Origin of the sequence: Allobosea sp. LjRoot9 (genome assembly GCF_964252745.1) — a bacterium.
Lineage (GTDB): Bacteria > Pseudomonadota > Alphaproteobacteria > Rhizobiales > Beijerinckiaceae > Allobosea.
Window position 1 is genome coordinate 188054 of record NZ_CAXUPC020000008.1, and the last position, 16130, is coordinate 204183.

Consider the following 16130-nt stretch of genomic DNA (forward strand, 5'->3'; position numbering starts at 1 on the left):
AAGGTGCGCTACGCAGAGGAGCGGCACCCAACGGATTGAGGAGTATGCTGCAAACACACCGTCGCCCGATGCGGATTTCTACCGATCGCAATAGCCCCGATTTCTTCCTTGGCCTGCATTCCTTCGAGCGGTGACTGAATGGAAAATCGCTGGATGGATGCATCTTTCTGGACGAGGAGGCCGGTCTCGCGCGCACCAAGATTAAAGACGATGATGGCGCGACCGTCGTCCAGACGCTTCGCGGTTTCGCCGAGCTTCGCCTTCTGCGAAAGCTGATGCTGGTTCGGAGCTGACCATGTACCAGCGTTCGCGCTTTTGAGGCCGGATTGATCTAGCAAATCACAAACGCTCACGATACGTACGATCGAGCAGGATCGTACGAGAGCGTGTGCAGATGGCGACTAAGTTTCTGACCCGAGAGCAGGCACCTAAGACGATAAGCTGCAAGCTCTGCGGGAATCCATCAGAGCTTCAGTTTGGCCTTCCCCACAACAAACGCGCCAACCACCCTATCCCTGATGAGCCGGATGATTGCTGGTATTATCAGTGCTCTCATTGCAATTTTCTGTTCACCCCCGCGTTGGATGACGACGATCACACCGAGATCTATGACGAGACCTACTGGCATAATCAGGATCCCGACTGGTATGGTCGCGTCACCGAGACATTCCGCCTGGTCGCTCTAGCCAACGAGCTTTTGCGCAAACGGCTCGACGAGATCGAGATCCTCGATTTTGGCTGCGGCATTGGCGGATTCCTGGATATGAGCCATCGCAGCCTTGGCTTGAAGACCTGGGGAACGGATATCATTCCGCCCAAGGTGGGCAAGGAGTGGTTCCTGCCGGATCTCGGCGATAAGAAATTCGATGTCATCACCGCCTGCGAGGTGATCGAGCATCTGCCGAATCCGCGCGCGATCTTCGATTTCATCCGGGCTCATCTCAAGTCGCCGGGTGTCTTCGCCTTCCAAACCGCGCAATGGGACCCTGCGTCCCTCGATCGCGACTGGTGGTATCTCGGCCCCCATAACGGGCACATCAGCCTCTACAGCCGAGAAGGCCTGACGCATGTCTTCAATGATATGGGCGGCGTCGATAGGCGGTTGTGGAACAACTATGCCGGGCTCCAGGCTTGGCTTTTTAAGTAGCGTTCAGGCAGCCGGGCAGCATCAGAATTTGATGCTGTAGGAGAACGCACGGCTTCCCAATGCCCATTGGCCAGCATTTCACCATGCAGCGAGGACAACGGCAGGCCGCTGTTCTGGACATATTGAGCAACCAAATTGCTGGGAGCATGGCTTCCCAAAAGTTGCGATTCAGGTAGTTAGGTGGCATCAAATTTTGATGCTTCCGGGGAATTGATGTCTACGACCACAGCCTTGATGGCCCTAGTTGGCCTCCAACGGTCCGGAACGAATTACGTCAGCAGCCTGATCCGGGAGCGGTTCGGGATCGATGTCACCACGCGGTCCGGCGTCTGGAAGCACGCCTTCGTCAGCGAATGCGCCGATGCGATGGAGGGCAAGCGGTTTCTGGTCGTCACACGCCATCCGGTGATGTGGCTGCAGAGCTGCCTGCTTCATTCGCCGCGTGACCTGGTTACTCGGCGCCCCGAGTTCTTCAAGGACGGCCTGGACAGCCCCGCATCCTTCGCGGACGTATATTCGCACTACTATAGCGGGTGGAGCGCCGTCTGCGCCGCGGGGCATGGATCGCTCGTCTCCTATGAGGCGACCCTGGACGGCGGCTCCGATTATGTCGGCGGCCTCATTGAGGCCGGGGTGGCCAGCGAATGCGGTGGGCATGTTGCTTCGGTTCCGATGTCGCTGGCCTTCGCCCCGGAAGATGTCGAGGCTTATCGTCGGCTGGAGTGCTCTCTGGACAAGCGTCTCGTTCTGGATTTCTGGTCCCGGCTCGACCCGGCATTACCGGCGGAGCTTGGTTACGACCTGGAGACGATCAGTTTCGTCGCCACCAAATCGGCTCGCAGCCTCGGATATCAGTTCCTGCAAGACCCGAGCGGGATCAGTGAGGCTGAGTTTCAGCAATTGCTGCTGGAAGCCGATGGTCGGTTCGCGAATGATGGGCCGATTCTGGATATGCTTTCGGTCGAGCAGGCTCGGCGCGGCGACCAGGATTCAGCTATGATCCTCGGTAGCAAGGCGATATTCGCCTACCAGGCGGCGATGAATCGGTTCGCAATGGACAGCGGGGCTCACACCCCGCAGATCTCGGCGATCGACCGATTGATCGAGCAGTTGTCGACCCGCCGTGCTCAGACCCTCCAAAGCACGATCGACTATTTCTCTGCTCGCATCGCAGAGGGTGGCCTGACGGCGACACAGGATTCGGAAGCCTACTTCTATCTGAGCGACTGCTACTACAGGGGACGAGACCTCGATAAGGCCATTGAGTACGGCAGGCGGGCGGTCGAGCCGGCCTCGGGCCGCAGCGCGGGGACGCTCATTGTCATTCCCTGGCTGTTCCATCACCTCGGAAGCCTTTTGGCGGAAGCGGGTCTGCACGAAGAGGCCGTCGTGAAATTCTCTCGAGCCGCAGAGCTTGAGCCTCGCGAGTATCGCTACCCGATGCATGCGAGCCAATCTCACGTGGCCCTGGGCGACTACGATGGGGCCATTCGAGCCGCGCGGTCGGCTTTGGCCCTAAATGAGAACCTGCCTGCCATCCGGCAGTTACTGGCCGAATGCTATCATCAAAAGGCCGCAGCTCTTCTTGGCGCTGGCGATCTCGCGGAGGCTGCACGCTACAGTAGGCTCTCAGCCGAAACCGCGCCCCAGCGGGCAGGGTATTCCTATTTTCTGGGCGAACTCGAGTATCGCCTGGGCAATGATGATGCTGCTATCCGGGCTGCCGAGGTGGCGACAAGCTGCCAGCCTGCCGAGGCCTGGCATTTTCACTTCCTCGGCCGGCTGCAGCTGAAAGTCGGAGACCATGCCAAGGCTGCCCGAGCATTTGCGAGCGCGCGCGAGCTGGAGCCTGAAAACCCAGAGCATGCACGTGGGGTCGAGGATGCGGAGCGGCTTGCGAGAAGCGTTGCTGAGGCGGAGGTTCCCTCATCCTTTGTCGCTCTGGGCAAGGCCTCCTAGGCCTACCCCCTCTTGACGATCAAACCGATTCAGCCGGCTCCGGGCGGCTTTTTCAAGATGACGAGGGTGGCGACGTTGGGCGCCTTGGCTTCCGCTCAAATGGGTCGATTCATAATGTAGCGGAGTTCTGGCGGCTGCCCAAACGCGATAGCGCTCGGCACCGCGGAGAAAGTTGCATAGAGGCTGTTACCCGCATTGATTTCATTGTGGATGACGCGCCCGGCCCATTCTCCGTCTTCTGAAAAGATATCTCCGGTTGATGTCATCGACGTCATCGGCGGGCAGCCTACCGGGCCATGCTCTACAGTTAGGAGCATTCCTCGCTCGGCCTTCTTGGTAAGAACCGCGGCAGGGTACCAGCGGCCGGTCCTCGGCCGAATTTCAAGGGTTATCCTGCCGTCTGGTCGATAGTGTGTCGTAATAACTTCTGGGTCGACTGGGCCGGGCTTCGGCCTGGGACTGCCGGTCAAGTCCGCGGCGATCCGGTCTAGCCAATCGGGATCGGTGAGATTGACATAGAGCCGCGTCGCGATCGCCGATGGGATCAACTCTCGGTCGATTTTTTCCGCGAAGATGCCAATGAGAGGGAAGCTGCTCGATCGCGCCCTCAATGCTCGGTCGAGCGCAATCGCCAACTCCTCCTGGCAGGGTTCGCTCTTTAGGCTGGCGGCAGTCGTGAAAATGGCCCACGCGTCGCATCTCGTCGGATCGGTAATGCCTTTGTCGATCTGGGACCAAAGGCGCTGGCCTACATTCAAGACGGCGCGATCGTAGATTACCTCGATCCCGCGGCCCTCAAGCTGCTGGATAACAAAATCGACATTCTGGTCGTTGTTGTCGACCCATGCGTAGGTCAGCCACAGCTTAGGCATAGCAACCTTCCCTTTTGCGATCGCCGACTGGTAGCACGCTCTGGTTGAGTGAGGCCAGCGACGTTGCGTCATCGAAGCGGCTCGCCTACGGCCGATTTCCCACCTCCGGAGTCTCATGGACACGCTCGCTGTGCAGACGGCGCTGGCGGTGCTTTGGCTATACCCTGGCGCCCTGCGGCGTGATCTCCGCCGTGTTCAGGCGCTGTCGGTGGCGCCGTGGACCGTGCTGTCGCAAGCCGAGGCACAGGGAACGCTCGCGACCAGGCAGACGGGCTTAGGGGACATCTCCCAGCTCGCCTTTGACTCGTCGGCCGCCGGGGCCAGGGCCAGCGGCGACATGGTGGGCGCGGCGGTGTCCGTGCTGCTCACAGGGGCGGTATCGACGATCACCAGGCGCAGCTTCGGGCGCGGCGCTCTCGCGCGCCTGAGCTGCAAACGCCGCAACACAAATGATAGTTTCGAACGTCGTCCCATTGTCCGGTTCGATACGGCGCTTTTGACGCCCTCTCCTTGATTGAGATCAAAATCCCGCCGCGGCGCTGCCGGTTTGCGCTTTCGCTGCGGCCCCTCCGCCTGTCCGCTCCCCGCCCCGCCTTCCAAGCTGTCCCATGCTCCCCAGCCGGCGCGCTTCGGCTCGCCGCCCTCAGAGCATGCGCGCCGCGATGGCGGCATGGGCGCGCTCTGGACCGGCATCTCCCGCGTGCGGAAAGGTAACTGCCGATGACCGCGAAGAACTTCGCCGCCTGCATGAAGCACGTCCTGATCTTCGAGGGCGGCAAGGTCGATGACCCGCATGATCCCGGCGGCCGCACCAACCAGGGCGTCATCCAGCGTGTCTATGACGGCTGGCGGGAGCGCGATGGCAAGCCCCGGCAGGATGTCTACAGGATGACGGCCCCGGAGCGCGACGCGATCTATCGCGAGGGCTACTGGAACCAGATCAGGGGCGACCAGCTTCCGGCGGGCATCGACATCGTCGTCTTTGACGGGGCGGTGAATTCGGGCCCGCATCAATCGGTCAAATGGCTGCAGCGCGCGCTCATGGTGACGCGGATCGATGGCGTCGTCGGCCCCGCCACGCTGGCTGCGATCGACGCGCATCCTGACCATGACGCGTTGATCGCAGCCATTTGCGAGCGCCGGCTGGCCTTCCTCAAGGCGCTCAGGACCTGGGGGCGCTTCGGCAAGGGCTGGTCCTCTCGTGTCGGGCAGGTCCGCAGGATCGGGCAGGCCTGGGCGGCCGGCGCGAACGACGATGGCAAGGGCGTCGCGTTCATTGGGGCAAACGCGCTCATGGGGGCGAGCGCCAAGGCGCCGATCGAGAACGCCAGCCCGTTGCCGGCCAAGGCCCCGGCCGACGCCGCCAGCGGCGCAGGGATCGCTTCGGGCGGCATTGCCGGAGTGCTCCAGTCGACCAGGGAGACGCTGGAGCCGCTGGCCGGGAGCTCGACCTTCATCGACTACCTGATCGTCGGCCTCACACTCATCTGCGCCGCCCTGATCATCGTGGGGCTTGGCTATCGCTGGTATGCGGCCCGACGCGCGCATGACATCGCAGAAGCGCTCGATCTGCCCTCGGGGGTGACGGCATGACCAGGCTCTATGTCTGTCTCGCGCTCGGCGTTTTGGTCGCGCTCGCGCTCTCCGGGGCATGGCATCAGGCGAAGCAGAGCGGCCGCGACGCCGAGCGTGCCGAACAAGCCGACACCATCCGAAGGAAGCTCGACGATGCAACGATGGCTGACGACGCCCATACTCGCTGTCTCGCTGACCCTGCTTGCCGGCTGTCAAACGACGGCTACCGGCGTGACTGAGGTCTGCACCGTGTGGAAGCCTGTGCTGTGGTCTTCCAGGGACACGCCCGAGACCATCGACGGCGTCAAGGGCAACAATGCCCGTCGCGGCGCCTGGTGTCCGGCATGATCGTCAGCGACATGCCGGCGCCCAGGCGGAAAGCGCGCGCCCAATGTCAGGGGCTATGCCGATGATGACCGAAGCCCAAAACTATGATCGCCGACTCGGCAAGGTCGAGACGGACATCCAGCTGCTCGGCGCGAACCTCGAGAACCTCGGCCAGGATCTGAAGAGCTTCCGAAGGGAGTGGTCGGAGAAGGCGGAGGAGGACCGCGCCGCGCATAAATCCGCCCGCCTGACCATGCCGCAGATCGTCGGCATGATCGGCACGGCGGTGGTGGTGACGTCGGTCTTGTTCGGCGGCCTGATTTTTCTCGTCAACGGGCAGATCGCCACAGTGCGGCTCGATCTCGCCTCTCAGCTCGCGCAAGTGACGCTCTCGGTGCGCGGACAGGGCGATGCCATCACCGCCCTGAACACCGCCCAGCAGCAGGGGCAGCGCGACATGGCCGCCGATCGGGTCAAGCTCGGCCTGGTCGAGCAGAGCGCGGCCATGAGCAGCCGCTTCATCGACCAGGCGCAGAGCTTCGACGCTGTGATGGCGCGCCATGAGGAGCGCATCCGCTCGCAGGACGAGCGGATGCGGGCGCTGGAACAGCTGCTGCGCGAACTGGTGGCGCGAAGGCCGACGCCGCCCTGATCGGAATGGCGGGCCTTGAGTCCAGATCGCCGGAGGGCGCCTGGCTTGAGAGCGTGCGGGGGGGGCTCAGGTTTTACTTCAGCGGAGCCTGATTTCGAATTCTGTGGAACGTAATCGGCCTGGAAAGGTTGCTCACCAGGAGGTTTGCCATGTTTTCCAATAGAACTCCCCGTGATTTAGCAGGATCAACGCCGGTAAAATCTGTTTTGACCGGTGAATTAATCTCCAACGCGTCCGAGGAATTTCGCCATGAACGCGAAGTCGAATTTCTCTGCTCGCTTTCGCCCGATTGCCTGGAAGATATCCTGACCGGTTTCGGGCGCAGGGCAAGCCACCGCAGCATCACGGCGATCAGGGGACCGGCGGAGGTCAGGTTCCTGCGAAGCCAGATCATCCTGTTCCGGCTTCGCAGCGATGCGGTTCCCGCGCTCGTCCGATAAGCCTCGCCAATTGAGCCGTCCTTCCCTCGGGGGCGGTGGGCCCTTTTTCATGGCGCCAAGGCGCTTTTTTCGTTGCGACAAGGACTTGCGGCACGCGTAGCGGCTCCTAAATTTCCCGCGTCGTTGTCAATCCGGGGGAAAGAGAATGCCCTTTTCGTCGTTGAGAGACCCATCCGACCTGGCCCGAGCCTGTGCGGTGATGGAGGCTGCATGGAACGAGCTCAAGGATGCCATCCCTGAGCCGGAGCGCGATAGCGAACGCACAAGGCTTGCCTATCTCGTCGCGAACCTTGCGCCATTGGCGCTCGATGAGGGTGACCTCAAGAAAAACGTCCTGCACCAGTTCGGGCTGCGCGTGTCGCAGACCAGCGGCGCGTAGAGCAAGATGCGAGCGAAGCGGACACCGGTTCGCGTGAAGAAAACGCGTTAAAACAACGAGCCAGAGCTATTGAACGATCCAATTGGATCGGAATTTGCTCTGGACGGCTGCGCGCATGCCCAGCTTTGCTTCGGCGAGCCGAGCCTTTTTCGTTCAGCCGCGCTTCCTGATCTCGCTCAACCGCTGGATCTGCGCCCGCAGCGCCACGACCGCCGCCTCTCCGCGAATGCCCTTGATGCCGCGCGCATCGCGATCGGTCGAGCCGGTCACGCCGTCCAGCATCGCGTTGCGCTTCAGTAGCGGCAGGCTGAGCAGATACGCGACCTCGCATTCGAGCCGCCATTCCTCGGACGATGTCGAAACCTCGCGGCCGGCGAGGTCGGACCAGGTGAATGACGGGGCAGGCATAGGCACAGGCGAATCTCCTTTGGAGCGGAGACCCTACCTCCTGCGCGCCTGCCGGGCATCTGTCGGGACGGCTGGTGATCCGCCTGGCAATGGCCTTAGCCCGACGCCCGCACGGTTGGGCCATCGCGCCGGTCACGAACCATCATCGGCGACACCTGGACGGCTGTCGGGGGCGGGGTCCGCAATGACTGAAAGAAAATGGTGGGCGACACAGGGATCGAACCTGTGACCACTCCCGTGTGAAGGGAGTGCTCTACCGCTGAGCTAGTCGCCCGCACCGGCGCTTCTCCTAGTCGGCGCGCGCCGTGGCGTCAAGAATGAGCGGCGTCAAGAAATGCTTGGCCTCATGAATGCATGGGCACGCGACCAAGCGCTTGCTGGCCGAAGACCTGGCGCACGGCGTCGGGCAGGGCATCGAAATGCTGGATCACGAGATCGGGCTCCAGCGTCTCGATCGCGACGTCGGTATAGCCGAAGGGCACGCAGATGCAGGGAATGCCGGCGGCCTTGGCCGTGGCGATGTCGGTACGCGAATCCCCGATCATCACGGCCCGCCCCGGATCGGCCCCGGCAGCCTCGATCGTCAGGGTCAGATGGCGCGGATCGGGCTTGTGGAAGGGGAAGCTGTCGCGCCCGGCGATGGCGGCGAAACGCCCGGTGATGCCGAAATGATCGAGAATCAACCGCGTATGCAGGATCGGCTTGTTGGTGCAGACCGCGAGCACATAGCCCTCGCTGGCAAGCGCATCCATCGCCTCCAACACGCCGTCGAAGAGATGGCTGTTGGAGGCGGCGTCCTGCGCATAGATCAGCAGGAAATCCTCGAACAGTCGCTCCAGCGTCGCCTCATTGAGCGGGCGGCCGGAGACGCGGAAGCCGCGTTCGATCAGGGCCCGGGCCCCGGCGCCGACCAGTTCACGGGCGCGGTCGAGCGGCAGGGCAGGCAGGCCCTCGCGCACCAGGATGAGATTGAGCGTGCGCATGATGTCGGGCGCGGTCTCGGCGAGCGTGCCGTCGAGATCGAACACGACGATGGCGGGCAGACTCATGGGCAGGTCTCTCTCATGGGCAAGCCTCTCCGGGCGGGGGGCGCGGGGGGTATAAAGCCTCTTAGCCCGCTTAAGGCTGCTTCGGAAAGGCTGTGGACGCCGCACTGATGCCGCTCTGTCGGCAAAAGCTTCATCGATGGTGATATCGTCTCGCCGATTCGCTGGAAGGAATGCTGCGGTGTTAAACTCCCTGGAAAAGCTGGTGCGCCTCGTGGCGGCCTCTGGCCTGTGCATCGTGGCGGTCGGCCCGGCCATTGCTGCCCCCTTCGAATTCGCGCCGGCGCCGCAGACCGATCTCAACCGCGTCTATCGTATCGACAAGGCCACCGGCGAGGTCGGGGCCTGCCAGTTCCAGCTCAAGGAAGGTGGCGTCGGCATGACGATCTGCTTTGCGGCGGGCGAGGGGGCCGGGCCCCAGGCGCCCAGCGACTACCAGCTCGTGCCGTCGCGACACGAGCGCGAGGGCGGCATCTTCCGCGTCAACATCCGCACCGGCGAGATGAGCGTCTGTTACGTCTTCGACGACAAGGTGGTCTGCACGCCCCAGGCGAAATAATGGCCCCAGGCGAAACAACCTGCCCAGGCGAAATAACCCGCTATTTTCCGGCCTGTATTGAGCCGATGATATCGGCGCCATGCGGCATTGACCGTCGGCATATGCCGTCGCGCCATGCTAGACGAACGGCTCCCGTGATCTTCCCTCGAGATTTGTCATGCTCAAGCTCAACGACCCGTCGCTCCTGAAGTCGCAGTGCTATGTCGATGGCGCCTGGATCGGCGAGGGCGTCGACGCGGTTGACAACCCGGCGACGGGCGTGGTGCTGGCCAAGGTGCCGCGCTTCGGCGCAGCTGAGACGACGGCTGCCGTCGAGGCCGCCTCGCGCGCCTTCAAGCCCTGGGCGAAGAAGACCGCCAAGGAGCGTTCCGTCATCCTGCGCAAATGGTTCGAGCTGATCATGGCGAACCAGGAAGACCTCGCCCAGATCATGACCGCCGAGCAGGGCAAGCCGATCACGGAAGCCCGTGGCGAGGTCGCCTATGCCGCCTCCTTCGTCGAGTTCTATGCCGAGGAAGCCAAGCGCATCTATGGCGAGACCATTCCCTCGCCCTTCCCGAATTCGCGCATCATCATCCAGAAGCAGCCCGTCGGCGTCTGCGCCGCGATCACGCCCTGGAACTTCCCGGCCGCGATGATCACGCGCAAATGCTCGCCCGGCCTCGCTGCTGGCTGCACCTTCGTGGTCAAGCCCGCGCCCGATACGCCGCTGACCGCACTCGCTTTGGCCGAGCTCGCGCAGCGTGCGGGCATTCCCGCTGGCGTCCTCAACATCGTCACCGGCGATGCCAAGGAGATCGGCGGCGTCATGACCTCGCACCCGGCCGTGCGCTTCATCGGCTTCACCGGCTCGACGCCTGTCGGCAAGCTCCTGATGCAGCAGGCCGCCTCGACGGTGAAGAAGGTCGGGCTGGAACTGGGCGGCAACGCGCCCTTCATCGTCTTCGACGATGCCGATATCGACGCCGCCGTCCAGGGCGCGATCGCCGCCAAGTACCGCAACATGGGCCAGACCTGCGTCTGCACCAACCGCCTCTTCGTCCAGGACGGCGTCCATGACGAGTTCGTCGCGAAATTCGCCGGCGAGGTCGCCAAGATGAAGGTCGGCAACGGCGTCGAGGTCGGCGTCGTGCAGGGCCCGCTGATCAATGAGCGCGCGGTCGAGAAGGTCGAGCGCCACGTCGCCGACGCCGTAGCCCATGGCGCCAAGGTCGTCGTTGGCGGCAAGCGCCATGCGCTTGGCCGCACCTTCTACGAGCCGACCGTGCTTTCGGGCGTCACCACCAAGATGCTGGTGACCAATGAGGAGACTTTCGGCCCGGTCGCCCCAGTCTATCGCTTCAAGACCGAGGACGAGGTCGTGGCGATGGCGAACGACACGCCCTTCGGCCTGGCCGCCTATTTCTACTCCAAGGATCTCGGCCGCGCCTTCCGCGTCGCCGAGGAGCTGGAATACGGCATGGTCGGCATCAACTCGGCCATGCTCGGCACCGAGGTCGCCCCCTTCGGCGGCGTCAAGGAATCGGGGCTCGGCCGCGAGGGCTCGCTCCATGGCATGGATGAGTTCGTCGAGATCAAATACATGCTGATGGGCGGGCTGGGCGTTTGACCGCTGATGAGCTGAAGAAGCTGGCGGCGGCGCGGGCGCTCGAGCTCGTGCGCCCCGGCATGCGCCTGGGCCTGGGCACGGGCTCGACAGCGAAGCATTTCGTCGATCTGCTCGGCCAGCGCGTCGCTGCCGGGCTCGACGTGATCTGCGTCGCGACCTCGGAGGCGACGCAAGCGCAGGCGCTTGCACTCGGCATCAGGATGTCGTCTCTGGACGAGACGCCGGAGCTCGATCTCACGGTCGACGGGGCCGACGAGATCGATCCGCAATTGCGCCTGATCAAGGGCGGCGGCGCGGCGCATCTACGCGAGAAGATCGTCGCGGCCGCGTCAGTGCGGATGATCGTCATCGCCGACGACAGCAAGCTGGTCGAGCGGCTCGGCCGCTTTCCGCTGCCCATCGAGGTCGTGCCTTTCGGCCTGGAGGCGACGCGCCGCGCCGTGGCCGCTGCCATCGCCGGCTGCGGCTCTGCCGGAGAGCTCGTGCTGCGCAAGCGGCCCGATGGCGCGACCGTGGTCACCGATAACGGCAATTACATCCTGGACGCTCATCTGGGAGCGATCGCGCAGCCCGAGGCTTTGGCGCTGGCGCTCGGCCAGGTTCCCGGCGTCGTCGAACACGGGCTCTTCATCGGCCTTGCGTCGGGCGCCATCCTGGCGGGCGCCGACGGCTTGCGCCTGCTTGGTGCGACCGGGTGATTCCCAATCAGTGAAAACCACGCTAAGGATCGCCCCGAAACCGAAACGGCCCGCCGCGGCCGACGGCGCACCGGGCCGTTGTCCGGCCGCATGACGAAGGACCACTGCATGATCCGTCACTCTCTCGCCAGCGCGGCTCTTGGTCTCGCCCTGATCCTGTCGGCACCGGCTTTCGCGCAGACGGCGGCTCCGGCTCCGGCTATCACGCCCAGCCACCTTCAACTGGCGCGTGAAGCCGCCGAGCTCACCGGCATCTCCTCGTCGCTGGAGTCGATCTACACCGAGTTCAGCGAGCGCACGAAGCAGCTCGTCGGCACGACCCGCCCCGAGATGAAGAAGGACATGGACCTCGTCATCGAGGCGCTGAAGCCGGAGGCGGACGCCAAGCGGGCCGAGATCATGGTCACGGCGTCGGAGATTTTTGCCCGGAAGATCAACGAAGCCGATCTCAAGGAGGTCGTCGCCTTCTTCAAATCGCCGGTTGGCCAGCGCTACAACGCGGCGCGCACCAAGGCGATCGACGAGATCTACGTGGTGCTCGAGCCCTGGAGCATCAACACCAGCAACTTCCTGTTCGACCGCTTCACCCAGGAAATGCGCAAGCGCGGCCACCAGATGTAAGCTTGGGCCGCAAGCCGGACAAGAATCGAGAAACCCGCCTGCGGAGAACGCAGGCGGGTTTCTTTTTTGAGAATGGTTTGCCCCCGCGGGGGCTTCTCCACCTTGCGCCGTCAGTCCTCCGAGGCCTTGAACCTGTTCAGCCCGCTCATCACGAAGGGCGCGATCAGGCCGATGAAGGCCAAGCCCAGCAGGATGGCGGAGCCGGGGTTTTCCAGCAGGATCATCGGATCGCCGAGGCTGATCTGCAGGGCGCGCCTGAGCTGCGCCTCCGCCATCGGCCCCAGGATCAGCCCGACCACCATTGGCGCGACGGGATAGTCGTAGCGGCGCATCAGGAACCCAAGAAACCCGAAGACGAACAGCATCGAGAGCTCGACCACCGAGGCCTTGACCGCGAGCGTGCCCATCGCCGCGAAGACGAGGATGCCGGCATAAAGCCAGGGCTGCGGGATCGCCAGCAGGCGGACCCAGAGCCCGATCAGCGGCAGGTTGATGATCACCAGCATGGCGTTGGCGATGAAGAGCGAGGCGATAAGCCCCCAGACCAGGTCCGGCCGTTCGGCGAAGAGCAGCGGGCCCGGGTTCAGGCCATATTGCTGGAAGCCCGCCAGCATGATCGCCGCCGTCGCCGAGGTCGGCAGGCCCAGCGTCAGCAACGGCACGAGCGTGCCTGCGGCCGAGGCGTTGTTGGCCGCTTCCGGCCCCGCCACGCCCTCGATCGCGCCATTGCCGAATTCGCCGGGATATTTGCAGAGCTTCCGCTCGGTCGAATAGCTCAGGAAGGTCGGAACTTCCGCGCCGCCCGCCGGCAACGCGCCGATCGGAAAGCCGAAGGCGGTGCCACGCAGCCAGGGCGCCCAGGAGCGCTTCCAGTCTTCCTTCGTCATCCAGAGCGAGCCTTTGATAGGCACGATCTCTTCGGGGTCGCGGAAGCGCTTGGAGGCGACATAGAGCGCCTCGCCGACCGCGAAGAGGCCGACCGCGAGCGTCGTCACCTCGACCCCGTCGAGCAGTTCGGGTACGCCGAAAGTCAGGCGCGCCTGGCCGGTCAATTTATCGATGCCGACCAGCCCGAGCGTCACGCCGATCGCGAGGCTGGTCAGCCCGCGCAGGGGCGAGTCGCCGAAGGTCGCCGACACCGTGACGAAGGCCAGGATCATCAGGCCGAAATAATCCCACGGCCCGAACTTGACCGCGATGTCGACGAGCCAGGGCGCGAGGAAGGCAAGTCCCAGGGTCGCGATCGTACCGGCGACGAAGGAGCCGATTGCGGCGGTCGCGAGTGCCGGCCCGCCGCGGCCGGCCTTGGCCATTTTCGAGCCTTCGAGCGCCGTCGCCAGCGAGGCGCTTTCGCCCGGCGCGTTGATCAGGATCGCCGTGGTCGAGCCGCCATACATGCCGCCGTAATAGATGCCGGCGAACATGATCATCGAGCCGGCAGGGTCGAGCTTGAAGGTGACGGGCAGGAGCAGCGCAACCGTCAGGGCCGGCCCGATGCCCGGCAGCACGCCGACAGCAGTGCCGAGAAACACGCCGACCAGGGCGAAGAGCAGCTTGGAGGGTTCGAGCGCGACGGAGAAGCCGTGCATCAGTGAGGCGAAGGTATCCATTGTCCCGGGCCTCTCAGAACAGGTTTTCGAGGGGGCCGGACGGCAGCGTCAGCTGCAGCAGCTTCGAGAACAGCAGGAAGATCGACAGGCCCAGCACCGCGCCGATGCCGAAATCGATCGCCAAGGCCTGACGTCCGAAGGAGCGGGCGGTGCAGGAGAACACGATCGCGGTCGCAATGATGAAGCCGCCGCCGAGCCCGATGCAGGCGATCAGGCCGATCAGCCCGCCGGTCAGCCAGAGGATGGCGTTGCGGTCGACCGCTTCCGGCTTGGGAAGGCCTTCGCGGAAGGCGACGACGACATGCGACAAGCCCAGAATGGCCAGTACGGCGCTGACCAGATAGGGCATGGCCGTGGGGCCGAGGCCGTAGGTCGAGACGATGGTCTGCGAGCGGGCGTCGTAGAACACGAGTGCCGCTGCGATGAGCAGCAGGGCCGCGACGACGAGGGCAGGCCAGTCGACCCGGCTTGTGGTGACATCCTGGTTCATTCCAACCCTCTTGCCTTGCGCGCTCTTGCCTAGCGGCTCCGCCGGTTGATCCGGCGTTGATCCGTAAACAAAGGGGCCGCTTGCACGGCCCCTTCGTCAAGTGGTTTTGCAGATGGACCTTATTTTACCAAGCCCTACTCGACCAGGCTGCCTTACTTTACCAAGCCGACATCCTTGAGCACCTTGGTGACGCGGGTATCTTCGTCCTTCAGGAAGGTCTCGAAGGCGGCGCCGCCGAGATAGGCGTCGTCCCAGCCGCGCGCCTTGAGGACCTCGGCCCATTCCTTGGTCTTGACCATCTTCTCGATCGCGTCCGAGAGAACCTTGCGCTGCTCGGGCGTGATGCCGGCCGGTGCCATCACCGAGCGCCAGTTCAGCACTTCGAGATTGACGCCGCCCTCTTTCAGAGTCGGGGCGTCGGGTGCGTTGGGCAGGCGCGAGCCGGAGCTGACGCCGATCACGCGCAGCTTGCCGGCCTTGATCTGGCCTTCGAACTCGCCATAGCCGGAGATGCCGGCCGTGACGCGCCCGCCCAGCATCGCAGCCAGTGCCTCGCCGCCGCCCGAGAACGGGATGTAGTTGACCTTGGTCGCGTCGGCGCCGACGGCGCCGGCGAAGAGTGCCGCCATGATGTGGTCGACGCCGCCGGCCGAGCCGCCGGCCCAGGTCACCTTGGCCGGATCGGCCTTGACGCGGTCGGCCAGGTCCTTGGCGTTTTTGATCGGCGAGTCCGTCGGCACGACGATGACCTCGGCCTCGGCGGTGATCCGCGCGATCGGGGTGATCTGCGACAGGTTCACCGGCGACTTGTTCAGCAGGATGGCGCCGACCATGACGAAGCCGTTGACCATCAATTGCGAGCCGTCGCCCTTGGCGCCATTGACGAACTGGGCGAGGCCGATCGTGCCGCCGGCGCCGTTGACGTTGTTGACCTGCACGCTCTTGGCGATGCCAGACGCCGTCAGCACCTGCTGCATCGAGCGGGCGGTTCCGTCCCAGCCGCCGCCGGGCGCGGCGGGCGCCATGATCTTCAGTTCGAGCTGGGCGAAAGCGGCCGTCGACAGGCCAGCCAACGCTACGGCAGTGACAGCGCCGCGCTTCAGAATGGATCTCAGCATGGGTTTCCTCCGCTCGCGGGTTTCCCGCAGATTTTATCTTGAACGACCCGCAGTGACACTTTGACACTTCCAGCGTCAATTGCACGTGATTGCACAATCTTATGTCATAAATTACCGCGCGCGGCAGCGAGGAATGATCTGCCTCTGCGACGTCCGCCGATGTTTGAATTGCTGTCGCCGGCCGTCGATCACGTCGCATCGGGACATTTCCACCCGAATGCGAAAAATGTGATCGGTTCCAAAAGCTTAGAGCATTGCTCCTGCGAAAAACCGGTCTCCACTTTTTCGCGCAATGCTCCAGAGGCTGTTATGAACCATGGGGGCCGATGTGATGAGGTCAAAACGACGGAGATGGGAGGAGCATTGCGCAGGCGATACCATCGGTATCGGCAAGCGATGCGACGCTGCAGCTCCGGCGTTTTCACCTCACCCGCAGGGCGCGGCGCTTTTGCGCGACTGCGGCGTCGTTCTTCGTAGCAAACCGGAAGGTTTGCGTCCTCGAACTCCTGGCATTCGCGCAAAATCGCCAGCGTCAAATCGACCCCATGGTTCAGAACAGCCTCTAGGCGGGCCTGCCATGATCGCGTAATCGCTTGCCGATGAGCCGATCGACCTTGTCT

The 16130-nt window shown here is 63.8% G+C and carries 19 protein-coding genes and 1 tRNA gene; 12 read left to right on the plus strand and 8 right to left on the minus strand.

Features of this window, described 5'->3' with window-relative positions; translation table 11 throughout:
• Window positions 1–8: 8 nt before the first annotated feature.
• Window positions 9–353 (minus strand): hypothetical protein, encoded by a 345-nt coding sequence (locus ACSQ3P_RS25165; protein ID WP_436168202.1) that lies wholly within the window; start codon window positions 351–353, stop codon window positions 9–11.
• 41 nt (window positions 354–394) lie between these two features.
• Between ACSQ3P_RS25165 and ACSQ3P_RS25170 the strand changes: the two genes are divergently transcribed.
• Window positions 395–1147: a class I SAM-dependent methyltransferase gene (locus ACSQ3P_RS25170; RefSeq protein WP_436168203.1), complete on the plus strand. Its 753-nt coding sequence runs from the start codon at window positions 395–397 to the stop codon at window positions 1145–1147.
• 213 nt (window positions 1148–1360) lie between these two features.
• A complete protein-coding gene (locus tag ACSQ3P_RS25175; RefSeq protein ID WP_436168204.1) occupies window positions 1361–3106 on the plus strand; it encodes a tetratricopeptide repeat protein in 1746 nt (581 codons plus the stop codon).
• 95 nt (window positions 3107–3201) lie between these two features.
• On the opposite strand, the gene ACSQ3P_RS25180 is transcribed toward ACSQ3P_RS25175, so the two are convergent.
• The gene (locus tag ACSQ3P_RS25180) at window positions 3202–3978 is read right to left on the minus strand and encodes a toll/interleukin-1 receptor domain-containing protein (RefSeq protein WP_436168205.1); all 777 of its coding nucleotides are present in this window, start codon (window positions 3976–3978) and stop codon (window positions 3202–3204) included.
• Window positions 3979–4093: 115 nt separating this feature from the next.
• Here ACSQ3P_RS25180 and ACSQ3P_RS25185 point away from each other — a divergent pair, with 115 nt between their 5' ends.
• The 6 genes from ACSQ3P_RS25185 (at window position 4094) to ACSQ3P_RS25210 (ending at window position 7351) form a co-directional block, all read left to right on the plus strand.
• Window positions 4094–4492 (plus strand): hypothetical protein, encoded by a 399-nt coding sequence (locus ACSQ3P_RS25185; RefSeq protein WP_436168206.1) that lies wholly within the window; start codon window positions 4094–4096, stop codon window positions 4490–4492.
• Between the two features lie 206 nt (window positions 4493–4698).
• Window positions 4699–5571, plus strand: a complete 873-nt coding sequence (locus ACSQ3P_RS25190; RefSeq protein ID WP_436168207.1) for a glycoside hydrolase family 108 protein — start codon at window positions 4699–4701, stop codon at window positions 5569–5571.
• Complete coding sequence (locus ACSQ3P_RS25195) at window positions 5568–5792, plus strand: hypothetical protein (RefSeq protein WP_436168208.1); 225 nt, start codon at window positions 5568–5570, stop codon at window positions 5790–5792. The genes ACSQ3P_RS25190 and ACSQ3P_RS25195 overlap by 4 nt, the downstream gene beginning before the upstream one ends.
• A gap of 173 nt (window positions 5793–5965) precedes the next feature.
• Complete coding sequence (locus ACSQ3P_RS25200; protein WP_436168209.1) at window positions 5966–6532, plus strand: hypothetical protein; 567 nt, start codon at window positions 5966–5968, stop codon at window positions 6530–6532.
• Between the two features lie 149 nt (window positions 6533–6681).
• A complete protein-coding gene (locus tag ACSQ3P_RS25205) occupies window positions 6682–6972 on the plus strand; it encodes a DUF7696 family protein (RefSeq protein WP_436168210.1) in 291 nt (96 codons plus the stop codon).
• Between the two features lie 145 nt (window positions 6973–7117).
• Window positions 7118–7351, plus strand: coding sequence for a hypothetical protein (locus ACSQ3P_RS25210; RefSeq protein ID WP_436168211.1), 234 nt, complete (start codon window positions 7118–7120; stop codon window positions 7349–7351).
• 153 nt (window positions 7352–7504) lie between these two features.
• Here ACSQ3P_RS25210 and ACSQ3P_RS25215 read toward each other — a convergent pair whose 3' ends face one another.
• From ACSQ3P_RS25215 to gph, 3 genes are all read right to left on the minus strand, one after another.
• Window positions 7505–7759, minus strand: coding sequence for a DUF7696 family protein (locus tag ACSQ3P_RS25215; protein ID WP_436168283.1), 255 nt, complete (start codon window positions 7757–7759; stop codon window positions 7505–7507).
• Between the two features lie 199 nt (window positions 7760–7958).
• Window positions 7959–8033: transfer RNA gene (locus tag ACSQ3P_RS25220), tRNA-Val, on the minus strand.
• Window positions 8034–8103: 70 nt separating this feature from the next.
• Window positions 8104–8808, minus strand: coding sequence for a phosphoglycolate phosphatase (gene gph / locus ACSQ3P_RS25225; RefSeq protein WP_436168212.1), 705 nt, complete (start codon window positions 8806–8808; stop codon window positions 8104–8106).
• A 136-nt stretch (window positions 8809–8944) separates the two neighbouring features.
• On the opposite strand from gph, the gene ACSQ3P_RS25230 reads away from it, so the two are divergent.
• The 4 genes from ACSQ3P_RS25230 to ACSQ3P_RS25245 all read left to right on the plus strand — a co-directional run bounded on the left by ACSQ3P_RS25230 (window position 8945) and on the right by ACSQ3P_RS25245 (window position 12292).
• The gene (locus ACSQ3P_RS25230) at window positions 8945–9364 is read left to right on the plus strand and encodes a hypothetical protein (protein ID WP_436168213.1); all 420 of its coding nucleotides are present in this window, start codon (window positions 8945–8947) and stop codon (window positions 9362–9364) included.
• 157 nt (window positions 9365–9521) lie between these two features.
• Entirely contained in the window at window positions 9522–10973 is a 1452-nt protein-coding gene (locus ACSQ3P_RS25235; protein WP_436168214.1) for an NAD-dependent succinate-semialdehyde dehydrogenase, read from the plus strand.
• Window positions 10970–11671, plus strand: a complete 702-nt coding sequence (gene rpiA, locus ACSQ3P_RS25240) for a ribose-5-phosphate isomerase RpiA (protein WP_436168215.1) — start codon at window positions 10970–10972, stop codon at window positions 11669–11671. Before ACSQ3P_RS25235 ends, rpiA begins: the two co-directional genes overlap by 4 nt.
• Before the next feature lie 108 nt (window positions 11672–11779).
• Window positions 11780–12292 (plus strand): DUF2059 domain-containing protein, encoded by a 513-nt coding sequence (locus ACSQ3P_RS25245; RefSeq protein ID WP_436168216.1) that lies wholly within the window; start codon window positions 11780–11782, stop codon window positions 12290–12292.
• Between the two features lie 110 nt (window positions 12293–12402).
• Here the strand turns inward: ACSQ3P_RS25245 and ACSQ3P_RS25250 are convergent, their stop codons facing one another.
• From ACSQ3P_RS25250 to ACSQ3P_RS25260, 3 genes are all read right to left on the minus strand, one after another.
• Window positions 12403–13902: a tripartite tricarboxylate transporter permease gene (locus ACSQ3P_RS25250; RefSeq protein WP_436168217.1), complete on the minus strand. Its 1500-nt coding sequence runs from the start codon at window positions 13900–13902 to the stop codon at window positions 12403–12405.
• Window positions 13903–13915: 13 nt separating this feature from the next.
• A complete protein-coding gene (locus tag ACSQ3P_RS25255; protein ID WP_436168218.1) occupies window positions 13916–14392 on the minus strand; it encodes a tripartite tricarboxylate transporter TctB family protein in 477 nt (158 codons plus the stop codon).
• A 152-nt stretch (window positions 14393–14544) separates the two neighbouring features.
• On the minus strand, window positions 14545–15510 hold the full coding sequence (locus ACSQ3P_RS25260) for a Bug family tripartite tricarboxylate transporter substrate binding protein (RefSeq protein ID WP_436168219.1): 966 nt from the start codon (window positions 15508–15510) through the stop codon (window positions 14545–14547).
• Window positions 15511–16130 lie beyond the last annotated feature (620 nt).

What these genes read in the sequence shown, in the direction of transcription:
- ACSQ3P_RS25170 (WP_436168203.1), top strand. Translation starts at nt 395, where the DNA reads ATGGCGACTAAGTTTCTGACCCGAGAGCAGGCACCTAAGACGATAAGC.
- ACSQ3P_RS25175 (WP_436168204.1), top strand. Translation starts at nt 1,361, where the DNA reads ATGTCTACGACCACAGCCTTGATGGCCCTAGTTGGCCTCCAACGGTCC.
- ACSQ3P_RS25180 (WP_436168205.1), bottom strand. Translation starts at nt 3,978, where the DNA reads ATGCCTAAGCTGTGGCTGACCTACGCATGGGTCGACAACAACGACCAG.
- ACSQ3P_RS25185 (WP_436168206.1), top strand. Translation starts at nt 4,094, where the DNA reads ATGGACACGCTCGCTGTGCAGACGGCGCTGGCGGTGCTTTGGCTATAC.
- ACSQ3P_RS25190 (WP_436168207.1), top strand. Translation starts at nt 4,699, where the DNA reads ATGACCGCGAAGAACTTCGCCGCCTGCATGAAGCACGTCCTGATCTTC.
- ACSQ3P_RS25195 (WP_436168208.1), top strand. Translation starts at nt 5,568, where the DNA reads ATGACCAGGCTCTATGTCTGTCTCGCGCTCGGCGTTTTGGTCGCGCTC.
- ACSQ3P_RS25200 (WP_436168209.1), top strand. Translation starts at nt 5,966, where the DNA reads ATGACCGAAGCCCAAAACTATGATCGCCGACTCGGCAAGGTCGAGACG.
- ACSQ3P_RS25205 (WP_436168210.1), top strand. Translation starts at nt 6,682, where the DNA reads ATGTTTTCCAATAGAACTCCCCGTGATTTAGCAGGATCAACGCCGGTA.
- ACSQ3P_RS25210 (WP_436168211.1), top strand. Translation starts at nt 7,118, where the DNA reads ATGCCCTTTTCGTCGTTGAGAGACCCATCCGACCTGGCCCGAGCCTGT.
- ACSQ3P_RS25215 (WP_436168283.1), bottom strand. Translation starts at nt 7,759, where the DNA reads ATGCCTGCCCCGTCATTCACCTGGTCCGACCTCGCCGGCCGCGAGGTT.
- gph (WP_436168212.1), bottom strand. Translation starts at nt 8,808, where the DNA reads ATGAGTCTGCCCGCCATCGTCGTGTTCGATCTCGACGGCACGCTCGCC.
- ACSQ3P_RS25230 (WP_436168213.1), top strand. Translation starts at nt 8,945, where the DNA reads ATGGTGATATCGTCTCGCCGATTCGCTGGAAGGAATGCTGCGGTGTTA.
- ACSQ3P_RS25235 (WP_436168214.1), top strand. Translation starts at nt 9,522, where the DNA reads ATGCTCAAGCTCAACGACCCGTCGCTCCTGAAGTCGCAGTGCTATGTC.
- ACSQ3P_RS25245 (WP_436168216.1), top strand. Translation starts at nt 11,780, where the DNA reads ATGATCCGTCACTCTCTCGCCAGCGCGGCTCTTGGTCTCGCCCTGATC.
- ACSQ3P_RS25250 (WP_436168217.1), bottom strand. Translation starts at nt 13,902, where the DNA reads ATGGATACCTTCGCCTCACTGATGCACGGCTTCTCCGTCGCGCTCGAA.
- ACSQ3P_RS25255 (WP_436168218.1), bottom strand. Translation starts at nt 14,392, where the DNA reads ATGAACCAGGATGTCACCACAAGCCGGGTCGACTGGCCTGCCCTCGTC.
- ACSQ3P_RS25260 (WP_436168219.1), bottom strand. Translation starts at nt 15,510, where the DNA reads ATGCTGAGATCCATTCTGAAGCGCGGCGCTGTCACTGCCGTAGCGTTG.